This window comes from Saccharibacillus sp. JS10 (assembly GCF_024436065.1).
In the GTDB taxonomy this organism is placed as follows: domain Bacteria; phylum Bacillota; class Bacilli; order Paenibacillales; family Paenibacillaceae; genus Saccharibacillus.
This window is the reverse complement of sequence record NZ_JANFNS010000007.1, coordinates 58,359-75,878: the sequence shown is the minus strand read 5'-3', so window position 1 is coordinate 75,878 and position 17,520 is coordinate 58,359. Positions and strand designations below refer to the sequence as shown.

The 17,520-nt window shown below is 46.1% G+C and carries 13 protein-coding genes and 1 riboswitch; of the genes, 5 read left to right on the top strand and 8 right to left on the bottom strand.

The window, feature by feature from the left end:
- Position 1 precedes the first annotated feature (1 nt).
- The 4 genes from NOM90_RS17805 to NOM90_RS17790 all read right to left on the bottom strand — a co-directional run bounded on the left by NOM90_RS17805 (position 2) and on the right by NOM90_RS17790 (position 6,232).
- A complete protein-coding gene (locus NOM90_RS17805; RefSeq protein ID WP_255943925.1) occupies positions 2–3,685 on the bottom strand; it encodes a response regulator in 3,684 nt (1,227 codons plus the stop codon).
- On the bottom strand, positions 3,686–4,849 hold the full coding sequence (locus NOM90_RS17800; protein ID WP_255943923.1) for a PP2C family protein-serine/threonine phosphatase: 1,164 nt from the start codon (positions 4,847–4,849) through the stop codon (positions 3,686–3,688).
- A gap of 238 nt (positions 4,850–5,087) precedes the next feature.
- Positions 5,088–5,621: a hypothetical protein gene (locus tag NOM90_RS17795; protein ID WP_255943921.1), complete on the bottom strand. Its 534-nt coding sequence runs from the start codon at positions 5,619–5,621 to the stop codon at positions 5,088–5,090.
- Between the two features lie 89 nt (positions 5,622–5,710).
- Entirely contained in the window at positions 5,711–6,232 is a 522-nt protein-coding gene (locus tag NOM90_RS17790; RefSeq protein WP_255943920.1) for a DUF948 domain-containing protein, read from the bottom strand.
- A 250-nt stretch (positions 6,233–6,482) separates the two neighbouring features.
- Here NOM90_RS17790 and NOM90_RS17785 point away from each other — a divergent pair, with 250 nt between their 5' ends.
- The 3 genes from NOM90_RS17785 to NOM90_RS17775 all read left to right on the top strand — a co-directional run bounded on the left by NOM90_RS17785 (position 6,483) and on the right by NOM90_RS17775 (position 8,052).
- Positions 6,483–6,650, top strand: a complete 168-nt coding sequence (locus NOM90_RS17785; RefSeq protein ID WP_255943918.1) for a DUF1328 domain-containing protein — start codon at positions 6,483–6,485, stop codon at positions 6,648–6,650.
- Positions 6,651–6,927: 277 nt separating this feature from the next.
- Entirely contained in the window at positions 6,928–7,728 is an 801-nt protein-coding gene (locus tag NOM90_RS17780; protein ID WP_255943916.1) for a hypothetical protein, read from the top strand.
- A 141-nt stretch (positions 7,729–7,869) separates the two neighbouring features.
- On the top strand, positions 7,870–8,052 hold the full coding sequence (locus NOM90_RS17775) for a hypothetical protein (protein WP_255943914.1): 183 nt from the start codon (positions 7,870–7,872) through the stop codon (positions 8,050–8,052).
- Positions 8,053–8,142: 90 nt separating this feature from the next.
- Here the strand turns inward: NOM90_RS17775 and NOM90_RS17770 are convergent, their stop codons facing one another.
- A complete protein-coding gene (locus tag NOM90_RS17770) occupies positions 8,143–9,768 on the bottom strand; it encodes an ABC-F family ATP-binding cassette domain-containing protein (RefSeq protein WP_255943912.1) in 1,626 nt (541 codons plus the stop codon).
- 229 nt (positions 9,769–9,997) lie between these two features.
- Positions 9,998–11,116, bottom strand: a complete 1,119-nt coding sequence (locus NOM90_RS17765; protein WP_255943911.1) for an MBL fold metallo-hydrolase — start codon at positions 11,114–11,116, stop codon at positions 9,998–10,000.
- Positions 11,117–11,297: 181 nt separating this feature from the next.
- Between NOM90_RS17765 and NOM90_RS17760 the strand changes: the two genes are divergently transcribed.
- Complete coding sequence (locus NOM90_RS17760) at positions 11,298–12,446, top strand: conserved virulence factor C family protein (protein ID WP_255943910.1); 1,149 nt, start codon at positions 11,298–11,300, stop codon at positions 12,444–12,446.
- 144 nt (positions 12,447–12,590) lie between these two features.
- Positions 12,591–12,778: riboswitch (Lysine riboswitch) on the top strand.
- 115 nt (positions 12,779–12,893) lie between these two features.
- Positions 12,894–14,360, top strand: a complete 1,467-nt coding sequence (locus NOM90_RS17755) for an amino acid permease (RefSeq protein WP_255943909.1) — start codon at positions 12,894–12,896, stop codon at positions 14,358–14,360.
- Between the two features lie 77 nt (positions 14,361–14,437).
- On the opposite strand, the gene NOM90_RS17750 is transcribed toward NOM90_RS17755, so the two are convergent.
- On the bottom strand, positions 14,438–15,559 hold the full coding sequence (locus NOM90_RS17750) for a transglutaminase domain-containing protein (RefSeq protein WP_255943907.1): 1,122 nt from the start codon (positions 15,557–15,559) through the stop codon (positions 14,438–14,440).
- A gap of 245 nt (positions 15,560–15,804) precedes the next feature.
- Positions 15,805–17,313: a xylulokinase gene (gene xylB / locus NOM90_RS17745; RefSeq protein WP_255943905.1), complete on the bottom strand. Its 1,509-nt coding sequence runs from the start codon at positions 17,311–17,313 to the stop codon at positions 15,805–15,807.
- Positions 17,314–17,520: the final 207 nt, after the last annotated feature.

Sequence of the window (17,520 nt, the reverse complement as noted above, 5' to 3'; positions counted from 1 at the left end):
GTTACGAATACAACCATACCCGCATCAACGACAAAAGTTGCTCGGTCTGTATCGGTTTTTTGACATAATCGGAAGCTCCGGCTTCAATACATTTGCTGCGATCTTCTTTCATCGCTTTTGCAGTCAACGCAATGATTGGAATACGTTCCAATTCCGGTCTTTGTCTGATATGGCGCATCGCTTCGTAACCGTCCATCTCTGGCATCATCATATCCATCAAAATCAAATCAAAATCTTGACGATCTTCAAGAATATCTAAAGCTTCGCGGCCATTTTCAGCAAAAGTAACATCCATTCGATAGCCTTCGAGTACGCTCGATAATGCAAATACATTTCGAACATCATCGTCAACAAGCAAAATCTTTTTGCCTTCGAATAAGGTTTCTTTGTTGTGCAGTTTTTGCAAAATCTTACGTTTGTCTTCAGGCAAATCGGCTTCGACCCGGTGCAAGAACAATGTTGTCTCGTCCAGCAATCGTTCCGGCGATTTTACGTCTTTGACAATAATCGATTCCGCATACTGACGCAGCTTCGTTTCTTCTTTGGCATCAAGGTCTTTGCCTGTATAAATGATAATCGGCAAATCGCGCAATCGTTCATCTTCACGAATCCGATCAAGCATCTCGAATCCGGTCATGTCGGACAACATCAAATCGAGTACCATACAATCATAATGATGACGTTGCAATTCTTCAAGCGCTTGCGAGCCGGTTGCGACCGCTTTAATCGCTACATCGTCGTGCCCGATCAATTCAATAATCGCATGACGCTGAATATCGTCGTCTTCAACAATAAGCAGATGTTTAAGCCCTTTGTCCGCATAAGAGTCAATCGAAGAAAATGCTCGCTCTAACCCTTCTTTGCTTGCCGGCTTTTTCAAATAAGCGATTGCGCCCATCATCAGACCTTGTTTGACGTCATCGACGACGGAAGCGACATGAACGGGAATATGGCGGGTTTCGGAATTGCTTTTGAGTTCGCTCAAAATCGTCCATCCGTCAATAACCGGAAGTTGGATATCCAAAATGATCGCATCCGGCATTCGGCTGCGCGCAGTCTCAAGACCGGTATCGCCTTGAACTTCGACTATCGCTTTGTATCCGTTACTACGCGCCATATCTCTTAAGATAACAGCGAATTTCGGATCGTCTTCGATAATCAGCAGCACTTTGTCTTGCGGCGTCACATCGTCGCGGTCATCTTCAATAGTTGGAAGATGCAGCTTCGGCGCGATCGGTTCAACTGCCGCTGGCTTCCGTCGCTCCGAAATCATCACGGGATCGTGGTGTGCAGGCATTAACATGTTGCTTTTTTCGCTTTGTTCTTCAACTGTTGCGTAGGTCGTCAATTTTGGAATATAAAGCGTAAAACGACTGCCTTCGCCGTCTCGGCTTTCCAAGGCGATTCCTCCGCCCAGCAGCTTCGCTAATTCACGACTGATTGAAAGCCCAAGACCGGTACCGCCGTATTTACGGCTGGTCGTACCATCGACTTGTTGGAAAGCTTCAAACACGATATCTGTTTTGTCCGATGGAATGCCGATGCCGGTATCGATAATCGAGAATTCGATAAACTTGCGTTTTTTCTCCAAATAATCCGGCAATTGCTCAGGATTAGCTTCTTGCATCAAGAAAGTGACAGAGCCTTCGGAAGTGAATTTGAACGCATTGGACAACAGATTGCGCAATACTTGCTTGAGTCGATGTGCGTCTGTCAACAACGCGTTCGGCAATTGATCGCGATCCACTTCGATATTTAATTCAATGCCTTTCTTTTCCGCGACTGCCGAGAAATTGTTGACGACGAATGTCGTAATTTCATCTAAAGGCACAGGCTCGCGGTTCAGTTCCATTTTACCGGCATCGACTTTAGATAGATCTAAAATTTCATCGATCATCTTAAGCAGATCCGCTCCGGACATATAAATCGTCTGCGCATATTCGACTTGTTTAGGCTCTAAGTTACCGTCTTTATTTTCCGCCAACAATTGAGACAAGATCAACAAGCTATTCAGCGGAGTTCGAAGTTCATGCGACATATTAGCTAAAAATTCGGATTTATATTTGCTGGATACCGCGAGTTCCATCGTCTGGCGTTCCAGTTGTACACGAGCATGCTCAACTTCCCGATTTTTTTCTTCGGTCTCATGTACTTGTTCTTCCAAAGCACGCGTTTTGGCAATCAATTCGGTATTGAAATGCTCCAATTCTTCTTGCTGACGTTGCAGCTGTTCTTCGGAACGCTTCAACGCATCGGTTTGCGATTCGAGGCTTTCGTTCGAACGTTTCAATTCTTCTTGCTGCGTCTGAAGTTCTTCCGACTGACATTGAAGTTCTTCGGTGAGCGCTTGTGACTCTCGAAGCAATTCTTCGACTTTAAGGCGCCCATTGATATTGTTCAAAATAACGCCTAAATTCGTTAGAAGCTGCTCTAACAATTCACGTTGCAACGGATTGAATGGCGTTAACGAAGCGATCTCAAACACACCAATCAATTCACCTTCCGCCAAAATCGGATAAATAAGAATCTGAGTCGATTTGCTGTTGCCCAAAGCAGAATGGATATGAATATATTGCTCAGAAGCGTCGTCCAGTACAATGCTCCGATGATCTGCAGCACTTTGTCCAAGCAATCCTTCTCCGACACGGAAAGATGGCTTGGATTTAATGTTCTGTTGATCGCTAAAAGCATAAGTACCGTAGACGTTCAATTCATTCGTATTTTTCAAATCCGTTAAATATAGAGCTCCATATTCGGCTCCAAGAATCGGCGTGAATTCGCTGACAAAGGTCTGCGACACTTTTTCAAGCGACATGATTCCTTTTAATACATCCGTAATCCGCGCCATGTTCGAATTGATCCAGGCTTGATTATTTTGCGCTTCGGCATAAGCGCGTTCGATCGCTTGTTTTTCTTCGATATCTTCTGCCATTTGTTGAAAAACAAGCGCCACCGTACCAATCTCGTCTTTGGATTTGACTTTGATCCGCCGAATCGCTTTGAGGCGACCTTTTCCAAAGCTCGAAATCATCATCGAAACGGTATTCAATCCTCGCGTTACGCTTGGGATAATCCACATCATAATACCAAGTCCGAGTAGCAGACCTATAGCGAGAAAAGCAGTCGTGATCTGTACCGAACGTTCATAAGCGGTTTTGACTGCTGCCACTTCCGATTCGACTTGAAGATCTTGATAGCTCGCCAAATCATTGATTGCAGTAAGTGAAGCCCGCTGAAGTTCGATCCCTGTCGAATTACGATAGTTCAGCGCTTCTTGCCGCCCCCCGTTTTCTAGTAACTGCATCAGATTGGTCTCGTAACTTGAGAAATTCTCCCACGTTTTGCCGACATTTTGAACAAGACGTCGTTCTTCTGCCGAACCTGCTTCAGCAGTAATCGAATTCCAATAGCTCTGTGCACGACCTTTGGCACTATCAATCAACAAGCGACTTTCAGAAAGGTTAGATGCTTGCCCTCCTAAAAGTTGACCGGCAAGTTCGGTTGCAATGCCGTTGATCTCGCCTCGCATCCCGCTGCTGTAGCGTACCTTCATATACCGATCTTGATAGACACGGTCGATTTGATCATTCATATAACTCATCCGGTCGTAGCTCACCAGCGATAAAGCCAACATGATAAGCAATAGCGCAGAGAAGCCCACGACCAGCTTCGTTTTAATCTTCATCTATTCAGCCGCTCCTTCTTTCAACGAAATCCATACCAGACATTTGTCATCGTCTTGCTCCGCATCCGGTTCCCCTACAAAAAATGTTTCTTCCATCCGTGCTTTGTTGAAACTATGCCCTTCTCGAAGCTGCGAAACGAGGAATGCCAATTGATCTTCTTGCTCTCCATCAACGGCTTCAAGCAAACCGTCTGTATACAAAACCAAATGGCTTTCGCCTTCATAAGAAACCGTCTGCGGCTGAGCATCAATACGATCAAACAAACCTACAGGGTGAGAAGAACGTTCTAATTTTACAACTTGATCGCCTTGGAACAATAATCCTGGAGGATGACCGGCATTTACGTAATCGATCTTTTTGAAGCGAGTATCGACCACCATATAGATTGCCGTAAAGTAGTACTGAATCAATTGATTTTCGATATGCAACTGATTAAAACGTCGATTCAATTCTTGAATAACCTTTTCGGGATCGACATATGTAACGACTGTATCTTTTAATACGGAAGCAATAAACATCGTAAATAGGGATGAAGATATTCCGTGACCCATCATATCAAGCAAAATAATACCGTAGCGCCCATCTCCAAGTGGATACCACGCATACAAATCTCCGGCTAGTTCAAACGAAGGTTTGTACAATGCATCGATTTCGATAAATTCATCGCCAACCGGCAAACTCAATACTGCATTTTGCACCATTGCCGCCAGTTTCAATTCGTCTTGAATCCGCTGATCGCGTTCTTTGTGCCAATCTTTTTCTTGCTTCAAACGTAGGGCTAGACGAATCCGAGCCATCAATTCGACTTTGTTAATCGGTTTCGTCACATAGTCGCCCGCCCCAGCGTCTAAAGCTTCAGCAAGCTTTTTGGAATCGCCTACAGCTGTAACCATAATAATTGGAATATCCCGAAGATGCTCATACGTTTGTACAATTCGGCAAGCTTCAATCCCGTCCATTTCCGGCATCATCATATCAAGCAAAATAAGATCGATATCTGATACTTTTGGTTTCACCTGTGGATCAAGATCGGCTACACCCAAAATAGCAAACATTTCACGCGCCGAAGACGCGATCTCAATATTGCGATACTCTTCTTTTTTTAATATTTCACGAATGATGATGACATTGGTAGGATTGTCGTCGACAACTAGAATCTTCATAATCCGCTCCCTCTTGCGTTAACACGCTTTATATTACTGGATTAAACACCTTATTCGACCTATTTATCAACATCTTGTAAATCGTTCCATAAACGTAGATAAGGAATGGGACTTTGCATCCCATTCCTTATCTACGCTTCGAATCTGCTAAGCTAGGCAAACTCTCAAAAGACTCAAAACATGCACAAAGTCTTCTTTACCCACTTTTTTAAGATTTGAATCTATTTTTACACTATTTTTATACTGAAGAATTATCGAATAAGTCAACGCTACGAACTTCACCTTGAGAATCCGTAAAAATTTTGATTGCTTGCCCATCATGTTCGTAACCAAATCCGTCATCAGCTACAAAATCGGGACGACCGAGTTGTTTCCGAATTTCTTTGGCATCCATTGGCAGATCACGACCATTTAGATTGAAAAACTCCAAACTTGCCGGAACCGACACATAATCGATCCAATTCTGATAAGCACCTACAACCAAGTCTCCATATAGATATTCGTCTCCGCCCATGTAAGCCGGTCTTTTCTCAAGCGGCTTTCCGTAAAGCGCATCAACATCTCGGATTCGATCTTGCAACGTAATTCCATTCAATGTCTCAAGCCCAGAATTCGCAGGATAGATTGTAGATTGAACTTGCTGCTTATTTTCAACCGAATCTTGATGAACCGCTATCGGTGCATGTATGGCAGAAGTCGCATACGAAGGGGCAAGGTCTTGCGTCGAAAGAGAAGATAACATCCCAGTTATAAGTATCATAAATGTAAACATCGTTCTCATCCTTTCGCTTAAAAGACTTTAGCGGCTACTTTCATATACGACTTCTACATCCCTACATGATAGATTGGCTTATATTTCGATTAACGACGGAACTTCTGCCATACTGTAGCGCCTGTATCGATCCATTTTACGATCTTTTGTACGCCTACGCCTTCAGCACCGTTTCCGCCAGTACCGTGATTTGCTCTATAGCTTTGCACCGCTGGGCTTTCTTTGGAAGCAGGAAGCATTGCCGCACCTGGATGATCTTTTTTATGCTTTTCTTTATTTTCGCGATGATTTTTAGCTTTTTCGATCATACGGTGAGAATACTGTTGGCTAACCAACGTCACTTCGTTCAGAAGTTGCCCCAAGTTTTTAACCGATTCCATTACAGGATCAAGTTGTTTCAACTTATGGTTTGCATCCAACGCAATATCATTGGTATGACGAACCACTTGTTTAATCTCATACGTAAGTTCATCCATCGTTTTTTGTACTTCTTTCAACGTCTCTGCTGTATTTTCCAGCGTTTTTGTGCCGGCTTGCAACGTTTTAATCAAGAAAATCACCAATGCTGCAAACGCTAAAGCTACAATTACCAAAGCCCATTGCCATACCACATCTAAAACCTCGCTTTCTCCACACCCGTTTTTTTTGTAAATCTTACATTATTCGCGAAACTTCTCTTGCTTTACTGCATAGTTACCCGGAGCTTTTTTAGCCGAAACAATAGATCTAATTCAGGTATAGAACTAAAACCTTGCTTTGTTTCAATGTCAAAATGCTCGGTTAATTGGAACCTACAAGGCAACACGAACACTAGCTGGACGTTGCAACTTAATCTTATGTAGAAAGGGAAGTGACTCTATTATGTTGAAATGGTCTTTGGTTTTACTTGTAATCGCAGTCGTACTCGGAATCTTCGGATTTGTCGGAATCATCGAAGCCGCGGCCGCAATCTTTAAAGTATTGTTCTGGGTGTTCTTGGCACTATTCGTAATTTCGCTGTTCTTCGGTCGAAACCGAACCACGCGTTAACGAATCAAATACGTATTGCTGATAAAACTGCTCCTACACCATAGGAGCGGTTTTTTATTTTCTTCTAATCATACCTCCTTTTCGCTAAGCAAGTTATCGTGCAGTCTGAATCCATTATAGCAATTTTAAAGAACTCCGCCCATTCTCTTACTTAAACAGACAAGTATATATTTTGATGTTTTTTTTTAGCAGTGTTGGTTCATTCCTCAAGCTAGCGTTTATTTTTATAGCAGGATGGAGCAAACAAGCTCCCAAAACTAAAGGAGGCTTACCTTTTATGAAAAAACTTGTTACTACACTCACAGCATCCGCATTACTGATGGGCAGCTTGGCAACAGCAGTTTCCGCAGCAGAAACAACGGGAACGGTTACAACTACTACTCCTACCGCTGTTACTGGAAATGTAACTAACTCTGCGAAATTCATGGGCAATAACAATGGATTTAGTTTTACTAACCCAGGAACTTGGAATAGTAGTGTAGGTAGTAAAGAATATATGGGTGAAGCATTAGCTAATATGGGCGAAAAATCAGCTAATTATATGGTTAATTTTACATATCAACCTACAGATGCTAATGCGGCTCCTGTAACGTTTGCTATGATTCGTGGTTACGATAGCGCAGTTTGGAATGCAATGCCAAACAAAGAAATTATGGGAATGCCACTCAACACAACAGGCAATACAATTTATGTTCTTTCTAAAATGCAAGAAAATCCATTCAATGAAACAGACCTGACTAATCGCAATGCTTATAATAATTTGATTGCAGGAACAAGCGTTGAATCTTTGCAAAACTTCATGCTAAATCCGACTCCTTCGACTGGTATGAACACAGGCGGAACAGTTAACATTCCAGCTACATCGATCGATGATCCTTCGAAAATCTCGGTTAACCCAACACCGACTATCGATCTGACAACAATGACGCCGTTCTACAAATCGCCAGGCGGCACTATGATCGGGTACCTTGGACCCCAAAAGCTGGATACAACAGGTAAAGGTCAAACTGACCCTGCAAGCGGCCAATGGGTAGAAATCTACACTTGGATGGGTCTGGCTTGGATCGTAGTTGAGTAATCAACTTTCTCAAGTTTCCATCTTAAAAAGCTCCGGCATATGCCGGAGCTTTTCTTGTTTTTCCGCTTGTCGCCTACCGTGAAAGCGGATAATATAAAGAAGAAATGCGTAAGAATGTGACATAGCGAGGAGGAGTTCCATATGACTGAAGAAAAAGGAACCCGGAAAGTTGATTTAGCAGAAGCGATCCGTAATAAGTTGGAGCAAAAAAAACAACAAAACGGTGCAGGTAAAAACGGCTTTCAGAGTAACCAAACCAAAAAGTTAACCACTCAAAACAACAAAAAACCTAATAATCAACGTCGCCGTACAGGAGGATCTTAATTTTTTCTTCTATATTAAAAAGCTGAAAAACAACATCAAAAAAGCGTGATCCCGACTTTTGCCGGAATCACGCTTTTTCTATATTTTAGATTAAACTTGTACGGTATACATACGATTGCGCAGTTCTTTCACTTCGTCGCTTTCGAGGTATTCGTCATACGACATGGTACGATCGATAACGCCGTTAGGCGTAATCTCAACGATACGGTTAGCGATGGTTTGAATAAACTGATGGTCATGGGAAACGAACAGCAGTGTGCCGTCAAAGTCAATCAGACCGTTATTCAATGCCGTGATCGATTCCAAGTCCAAGTGGTTGGTTGGCTCGTCCATGATCAGCGCATTCGCGCCGTTCAACATCATCTTCGCGAGCATACAACGAACTTTTTCGCCACCGGACAATACGCTAGCTTTTTTCAGACCTTCTTCACCGGCAAACAACATCCGGCCAAGGAATCCGCGTAGGAAAGTCTCGTCTTGTTCGTTCGAATACTGACGCAGCCATTCAACCAGATTCAGATCGACGCCATCGAAATATTCGGAGTTGTCTTTCGGGAAATACGCTTGAGTCGTCGTTACGCCCCATGTGTATTCGCCGCCGTCAGCTTCTTCCTCACCCATTACGATATCGAACAATGTTGATTTAGGCAGACCGTAAGGACCTACAAATGCAATTTTGTCGCCTTTGTTGACAACCAAATTGAAGTTATCCAATACTTTTTCGCCATCGATCGATTTGCTCAAGTTATCGATCGTCAGCAATTGTTTACCCGCTTCGCGTTCAGGCTTGAAGTTGATAAACGGATATTTACGGTTAGACGGACGAATATCATCCAACGAAATTCGTTCCAATTGCTTTTTACGCGACGTCGCTTGTTTCGATTTCGAAGCGTTCGCCGAGAAGCGTTGGATAAAGGCTTGAAGTTCTTTCATCTTTTCTTCTTTTTTCTTGTTCTGATCGCGTACTAAACGAAGCGCCAATTGGCTCGACTCGTACCAGAAATCGTAGTTGCCTACATACAGCTGGATTTTACCGAAGTCGATATCGGCAATATGAGTACATACTTTATTCAAGAAGTGACGGTCGTGAGATACGACGATGACGGTGCCTTCATAGCCCATCAAGAAGTTCTCTAACCAGTTGATCGATTCGATATCCAAGTGGTTGGTAGGTTCGTCCAGCAGCAGGATCTGCGGATTACCGAACAACGCTTGAGCCAGCAATACTCGGACTTTCTCGTTACCGCTCAGCTCGTCCATTTTTTTCTCGTGCATATCGCGTACGATACCCAGACCGATCAGCAGCGCAGCCGCATCGGACTCCGCATCCCAACCGTTCAATTCGGCAAAATCACCTTCGAGTTCGCCGGCACGGATACCGTCAGCTTCGGTGAAATCGCTTTTTGCATAGAGCGCGTCTTTTTCTTTCATGATCGAATACAGACGGCTGTGACCCATAATAACGGTCTCCAGCACTTGATATTCATCGTATTCGAAATGGTTCTGTTTCAATACGGCAAGACGTTCGCCCGGAGTGATCGAAACTTCGCCTTGGTTGGCTTCGATTTCACCGGACAAAATTTTGAGGAATGTCGATTTGCCGGCGCCGTTGGCTCCGATCAGACCGTAACAGTTTCCTGGGTTAAATTGAATATTTACATCTTCAAAAAGAGGACGCTTGCCATAGCGAAGCGTAATTCCGCTTGTACTAATCATGTGTATTCCCATCCTTTATTATAAACTTTTTGCAAATCGCCAATATTGCGCTGCAAAATACATAACTTCCTGATTCAATCTGATGTTCTTTTCAAAAGCTTATTATAGCACAAAAAAGAGCCGCGTAAGGCATTCTTTGATGCTTTTTCTGTAAAAATTCATTCGATAAACCTATGCACATCAAAAAACCGCCTCGATCAGACATCGAGGCGGTCAACGGAATAAAAAATCAAGAAGAAACCATCTTTTGCTGCGTATGCACGATCATCGTTTCGCCGTGAACCATTAGCCTAATACAGTCTTTAGACGTCTGCGTTCTTACACGCTCCGCTTCAAGTCTTGCCAAAGCTTCTTCCGCTGTGTCATCGGACAATTTAAACGTACCGTAATGCATCGGAATCATAATTTCGGCACCTACATCGCGGAAAGCTTGAAGTGCCTGCTCCGGATTCATATGCTGCGGCCCCATAAACCATTCCGGTTCATAGGCGCCGATCGGCATCATCGTAATATGCACGCGGAAGCGTTCGCCGATTTCTTGGAATCCGGCAAAATAACCGCTGTCTCCGGCAAAATAAATGGTAGGCGGAAGCGGCTCTCCGCTTGCCGACATATTCGCATTGAGCGTATCGCTCCAGCGTCCGCATTTATTTTCGTCTTCCGAGTCGGTTAGCTCTAATTCTGAAACAAACCCTTCGCTTGATTCTTCCAAGTCTTGCTCGGATTTCTCTACAACCGTCGCCGCGACGCCTTTGATTGCAGCCGCAGGTTCCAACACAAATCCGCCCCAATGCGAAGTGTTGGCGTCGAACAGCGTCCGGCGCGTCCAATGCTGCGTCGGAACAAACGTGATTCGCACGCCTTCGACGACCAGTTCTTCCCACCATGCTAATTCGATACAACGTTCAATTTGCTTACGAGCCAGCTTTTTTTTCAAACCAACCGGTACAACCACTTGCGTATGTGGGCTGATCAATCTACGAATCGATGCGATATGCATATGGTCGTAATGCGAATGGGACACCAAGATCAGATCGACCGGCGGCACTTTTTCAATCGGAATTCCCGGTTCTGTCAACCGCTTGCCGATGCCCATTCGTTTCGCCCAGATCGGATCTGTCAAAATATTCAGCCCTGCATATTGGATCAAAAATGTGGAATGTCCGACCCAAGTAATCGTGACGTCGTCACGGTTATCGGTCAAGTAATCCAACCTCGCCGGTTGGCTCGGAATAATATACGAATAATCGCGTTTTTTGCGTCTACGATGCAAATGTCGATCCCGATGTTCTTTCAATGTTTTACCCATCGGGGTATTGTTGGCATTCAAGTATTTCACCTTCGGCATATCCGTTCCTCCTTCATCAAGACTGCCTCTCTATCTCATTACCCTCTCTACCCTTATATCGACTAAGAAAGCGTAATTTTTTTATCTTTATGCTTACTCCCTATTGTGACATTTCCGATTACAGTGTGTAAAATAGATAAAGGATAGACTCAAAAGTGAACAAAGGAGGCTTGGATGACTCATGAACATCAAATTGATCGAACCGACGCCCAGCCCGAATACAATGAAACTTCATCTGGACGAAACGCTGGAAAACGGGGTTCGCAAAACATATACACTCGATAATGAACGCTCCGCACCGCCCGTTATCGCGCGCTTATTGCATATCGAAGGTGTCAAAAGCGTATTCCATACGTCAGACTTTATGGCAATCGATCGTAAAGGCGGCGCCGATTGGTCCGCGATCTTGTCCGATGTCCAAGAAATTTTCGGCAATCGCTTCGATCAGCCGATTGATTCCGATATTGAAGATGCAGCGGGGCATTTCGGCGAAGCGCAAGTATTCGTTCAATTTTTCCGCGGCATTCCGATGCAGATCCGCGTAAAATCCGGTCTAACCGAAGAACGGATCGGTCTTTCGGAACGATTCGTTGACGCGGTAACCGAAGTCGCAAGCGCAACGATGATCAAAGAACGCAAATTGACCGATTACGGTGTTCGCTACGGCGATCTTCCCGACATTGCGCGCGAAGTCGAACAAGAACTCGAAGCGGCGTTTCCGCAAGAACGTCTGAAACGCGTCATCGAGCAAGCGATCGCGCACGGCGCCAAAGCGGATGAATTTGTCGAGCAGCGCTTGGAGTGGTCGCAAGCCGAAGTCGAAGAAGCGCTTCGCAGCGAAGACTGGCGTCTACGCTACTCGGCTTTGGAAGCGATGGAAGTCAGCGAAGGCAATATTTCGCTGATCGAACAGGCGCTTGGCGACGAGAAAATGCAAATTCGCCGCCTCGCTGTCGTATACCTCGGCGATTTGAAAACGCCGGAAGCAATGCAGCTTCTGTTCCGCGCGATGAAAGACGCTTCGCCGGCTGTGCGCCGAACGGCCGGCGACACGCTATCGGATATCGGAGATCCGGCAGCTACGCAAGTGATGCTGGAATCGCTCACCGACAATAGCAAAATTGTACGCTGGCGCGCGGCTCGTTTCTTGTACGAGCTTGGCACCGACGATGCCAAAGAAGCTCTTGAAAAAGCTTCGAATGATCCCGAATTCGAAGTGGGTCTTCAAGCGCGTATGGCGCTGGAGCGTATCGACTCCGGCGAAGAAGCGGCAGGTACCATCTGGCAGCAGATGGCGAAAAGTCGTCAGAACCCGGCAGAGTCGATCTAAAACTCGCGCCGTCTTCAATTGCAGAATATGGGGTTGCTCCCGAGAGAGCAATCCCGTATACTGTGAAAGTTATTCGCCCTGCGGATTGCAGGGCTTTTTGTTATTATTTATAGTTTTCCCTCATCGCATCCGAGATCGAATCGGTGATGAGGTAGAGGTTGCGGTGGCGATCAGTACACCGGTGGAGACGCGGCAGAGCGTCGATGATCCCGGTTTGGAAAGGCGCACCCGCCGAAACGTCGATTTTTCTGACTTGAAATCGATGTTGGGTTCGTTTTCGAAAGAAACGAAACTGTCATCTGCTTTGCGGTAGATGTTGAGCTATCTTCACGAAACGAAGCGCGTTTGCGATGCGGATTTTGCCATGCCGGCGGACCCGTGTCTGTCGGCTTTTTGCTATGCGCTTCTTTTCGTGCCACCCCATTATACGAGGAGAGTCGAATCATCATGAACGTGCAAGATTCAACATCAAGCAACACCCAACTAAAAAAAGGGTTGAAAGCCAGACATATGACCATGATTGCGCTGGGCGGCGCGATCGGAACGGGGCTGTTCCTCGCAAGCGGCGGCGCGATCTCAAGCGCGGGTCCCGGAGGTGCCTTACTCGCCTACGCGGCTGTTGGGATCATGGTTTACTTTTTAATGACCAGTCTTGGAGAACTCGCGACCCACTCACCCGAACCGGGTTCGTTTAGCGCTTATGCCGGCCGTTATGTCGATCCTGCTTTCGGCTTCGCGATGGGCTGGAATTATTGGTACAACTGGGCAGTCACGATTGCAGCGGAACTTGCTGCCGCAACATTGATTATCAAATATTGGTTCCCGGAAAGTTCTTCTTTTTTGTGGAGCGTGTTATTCCTCGGCATTTTATTTTTACTAAACGCGTTATCGGTTCGTGCTTACGGTGAAGCCGAATATTGGTTTGCGCTGATTAAAATTGTTACGGTTATTATTTTCTTAGTGGTCGGCGTCGCGATGATTTTCGGTCTGATGGGCGGTCAATCGGTCGGCTTCAGTAACTTTACCGTGGCTTCGGCTCCTTTTAACGGAGGATTTTTCGCTTTCTTGGGTGTATTTATGGCTGCGGGATTTTCGTTCCAAGGAACCGAACTGATCGGGGTTGCCGCGGGTGAAAGTGAAGATCCGAAGCGTAACGTCCCTCGCGCGATCAAGCAAGTGTTCTGGCGGATTTTGATCTTTTACATTTTGGCGATTTTCGTGATTGGGCTTCTGATTCCGTATACCGATCCGAACTTGCTGAGCAGCGATCTGGATCAGATCGGAACGAGCCCTTTCACTCTCGTGTTTGAACGTGCCGGGTTTGCTTTTGCGGCAGCCGTTATGAACGCGATCATCTTAACGTCGGTTTTATCTGCGGGCAATTCCGGCATGTATGCCTCGACTCGGATGCTTTATGCGCTGGCTGTCGAAGGCAAAGCGCCGAAGTTCCTTGCCAAGCTCACACGCGGCGGCGTACCGATCTATGCGCTAATCGTGACAGCGGCGATCGGCATGCTCGCTTTCCTCGCTTCGTTTTTCGGAGATGGCGTCGTGTACACATGGCTGTTGAATGCTTCGGGCATGTGCGGGTTTATTACCTGGGTCGGGATTGCAATCAGTCATTACCGATTCCGTCGTGCTTTTGTGAAGCAAGGGCATGATGTCAGCGAATTGCCTTACCGCGCTCGTTGGTTCCCATTCGGACCGCTGTTTGCTTTTGCGCTATGTCTGTTCGTCATTGTCGGGCAAAGTTTGTCTACGATTGAAAACGGAACGGTCGATTGGCTCGGGTTGATCGCGACTTATCTCAGCGTACCGTTATTCTTCATCTTATGGTTCGGTTATAAATATGCGAAAAAAACAAAAGTTGTTCCATTGGATCAATGCGATGTAAGCGGTCGAAATGATCTATAAGCTTCATTAATAAAAACATCGATAAAAAGAGCCTTTCGATTCCGGATCTCCGGCGAAGGCTCTTTTTTTGCATCAATTTAAGACTTCCAATATAAAGTGACTTGCCAATTGTTTGCGCCGCTTAACGATTTGCTTGTATACCCGGTTGGGGAAACGCCGTAGTTGTAGAGCGTTAACAAATCTTTTTTCAGCTTATTTTTTGTTCCTTTATACTTAAACGTTAAACTGCTTTCTCCATCTGCCGCCGCTTTTTGTACCAGATTTTGAAGCACACCTGCTGTCGATACAATTGTACTGGACGAAGACGTATATCCTAGCGTTGCTCGCAATTCTTTGGCACCACTTACGCCTTTTGCGATCAATGCGTTCAACGTTTGGTCATATGGCGTAACCGCATTTGGATAATTGGCTGTTTTCCAGCGATGATCTTCTTTCAGCTGCGCATCAGTCAGCAAATAATAAGACGTTGAAACGCGGTCGCCCCGATCTGGCAAAGGATCATCCCACGTCGTATCGATCTGATACCATTTGCCGTCAAGCTTCACCATATTCCACGCATGCGCTTCGTTTTTCACATAACCTTCTACGATATTGGATTCGAAACCTGCTTGAGTCAACATATCGTAAGTCAATAACGCGTAACCTTGGCATACTGTGCTTCCGGTCTTCAGACCTTCGTAAGCGGTGAATTTCGACAACGTTGTATCATATTGAAGCGTGCGTACGACCCAATCATGGATCGCTTTGACTTTCATATGATCGTTCATGTCTTTCGTAATAATCTTTTGAAGCGCGGCTGCGACTTGCTGATGCACATAAGCACTTTGCTCCGCCGTTTCCCGGTACGTCAACTTAACGGTCGCGGTCGAAGAAACTTGCGTGCCTTGCAGCGAATAAGCGTAGCCTTTCATGATGTAATGAATATAAGGATCTTGAGCAATCGCCGCATCGAGTGCAGGTTCGATATTTTTTTTCAATTCATTGATCCCGCCGGGATACGTCAATTTCACATTGTCTTTGCGAGCGGATAATGCTTCATACAGTTGCGCTTGAAGTTGTTTTTGAGATTGGGTCTGTGAGACAGTCGCCGCGTTAACCGAAGATGTTGCCCACGGCTGAAACCCGCTAACCGTCGCTCCCGTCATCAGTGCGAATACAGTTCCTACCTTTACTAATTGCTTACCTGCTGTACCTTTCATGTGCCTGCCTTCTCCCCTTTATTGACGAAAGTTTCTGCTTTGTATATCGGCATAACCGCGATGAAATTGTAACTTTTATACGAAAAGGTTCGTCAAAAATGATAAAAAGCCCCTCCTTTATTATGAACGTCTCTTCTGAAAAAGCAACTATATCGCGGTTTGGAGTTCTTTTGAGCATGTGCACGGCAAAAAGCCGATTCCCCCCACTCGGGAAATCGACTTTCCGACATCGAATATACGTGGATTTAGGATGGCTCGCCGCCGCGAAGCGCAGCTAACTTGCGATTCAGCTCCGCGGTCTGTCCGTAGACATCGCGATACACGTCAAACAATTGATTATAAATTTCGGTTTTAGCTGCATCCGGGGTGTACGTTTTCGCTTCGTGAATAAATTCGCGCGCGCAATCTTGTAGACTATTGAACCAGCCGCTTCCGTAAGCCGCCAAGATCGCGGCACCCATCGCCGGTCCTTGTTCGTTTTGCAATTTGACGATCGTTGCACCGAAAATATCCGCTTGCATTTGCAGCCATTCCGCGTTTTTCGCTCCGCCGCCGATCGAAATCACTTTGTCTACCGTCTTGCCTGACGCGCGAAGAATATCAATCGATTCGCGAAGCGAGAACGTGATGCCTTCCATTACCGCTCTGGCGAAATGCGGCAATTTGTGGCTTGCGTCGATGCCAATAAAGCTGCCGCGAATATCCGCATCCGGGTACGGCGTCCGTTCGCCGACGATATACGGCGTGAATAACAGTCCGTTCGCTCCCGGCGATATTCGATCGATTCCCGTCAGCAGTTGTTCGAACGAAGCTCCGCCGCCGAATGTCTCGCGGAACCACTGCATGCTGTACCCTGCCGCAAGGGTCACGCCCATAATATAGAAAGCATCTTTTTCGCTATGATTGAAAAAGTGGACTTTGCCTTTGAAATCGAGATTGCGGCGCGTCTCATACGACAAGACTACGCCGGACGTGCCGATACTGCACATCGTCTGCCCTTCGTTCAAAATGCCGGCGCCGATCGCGCCGCAAGCATTATCCGCGCCGCCTGCGTAGATGCGCGTACGCTCGGTCAGCCCCGTCGCTGCTTGCATCTCCGGCAATAGCGCTCCGGTATCGTCGAATGATTCGACGAGCGTTGGGAACAGGGATGGCTTGAGATCGAAAGCCGCGCCGATCTCTTCGCTCCATTTTTTGCCGCCCACATCCAGCAGCAATGTTCCTGCGGCATCGGAATAATCCATTGCGGCATTGCCGGTTAGGCGCAGACGCACATAGTCTTTAGGAAGCAAGAACAGCGAAGCTTGCTGGAATAGCTCCGGTTCGTGTTCTTGTACCCACAAGATTTTCGGCAAAGTAAAGCCTTCTAACGCACGGTTACGGGCGACTTGAAGCAACTGATCGCCGAGTACTTGCTCGATCTTACGGCATTGCGGCGTTGTCCGCGTATCGTTCCACAAGATTGCGCGGCGCAGCGCGCGACCGTCTTCACCGACGAGCACAAGCCCGTGCATCTGCCCGGAAAAGCTAATGCCTTCGATTTCTTGCGGCTGAACGCCCGAAGCGGACAATAACTTATTCAATGAAAGAATCGTTTTCTCGACCCAATCTTCAGCTTCTTGTTCGCTATAGCCGGGTTTTGGCTGATACAGCGGATATTCTTCCGATTCTTCGTACACGACTGTGCCTGTGCGGTCAACGAGTACCGACTTGACGGCACTCGTACCGAGGTCGATTCCGATCACATAACTCATGATTTGCCTCCTTTAGGTAGGGAACATATAAAAGGACGGCTCCCCTTCCCCGAAGGGAGCTTGCGGGAAGCCGTCCGAATATTGGTGCGGGATGCGCGTAAGAAATAGCGCTTGGAGCTAAGCAAAAAAGTTTTTAAATGCTTAACGCTTGGCGCGGGATGCAGGATTCTTCTTGCCCGGAGGGGTAGAAGATTCCTTCATCTTTTA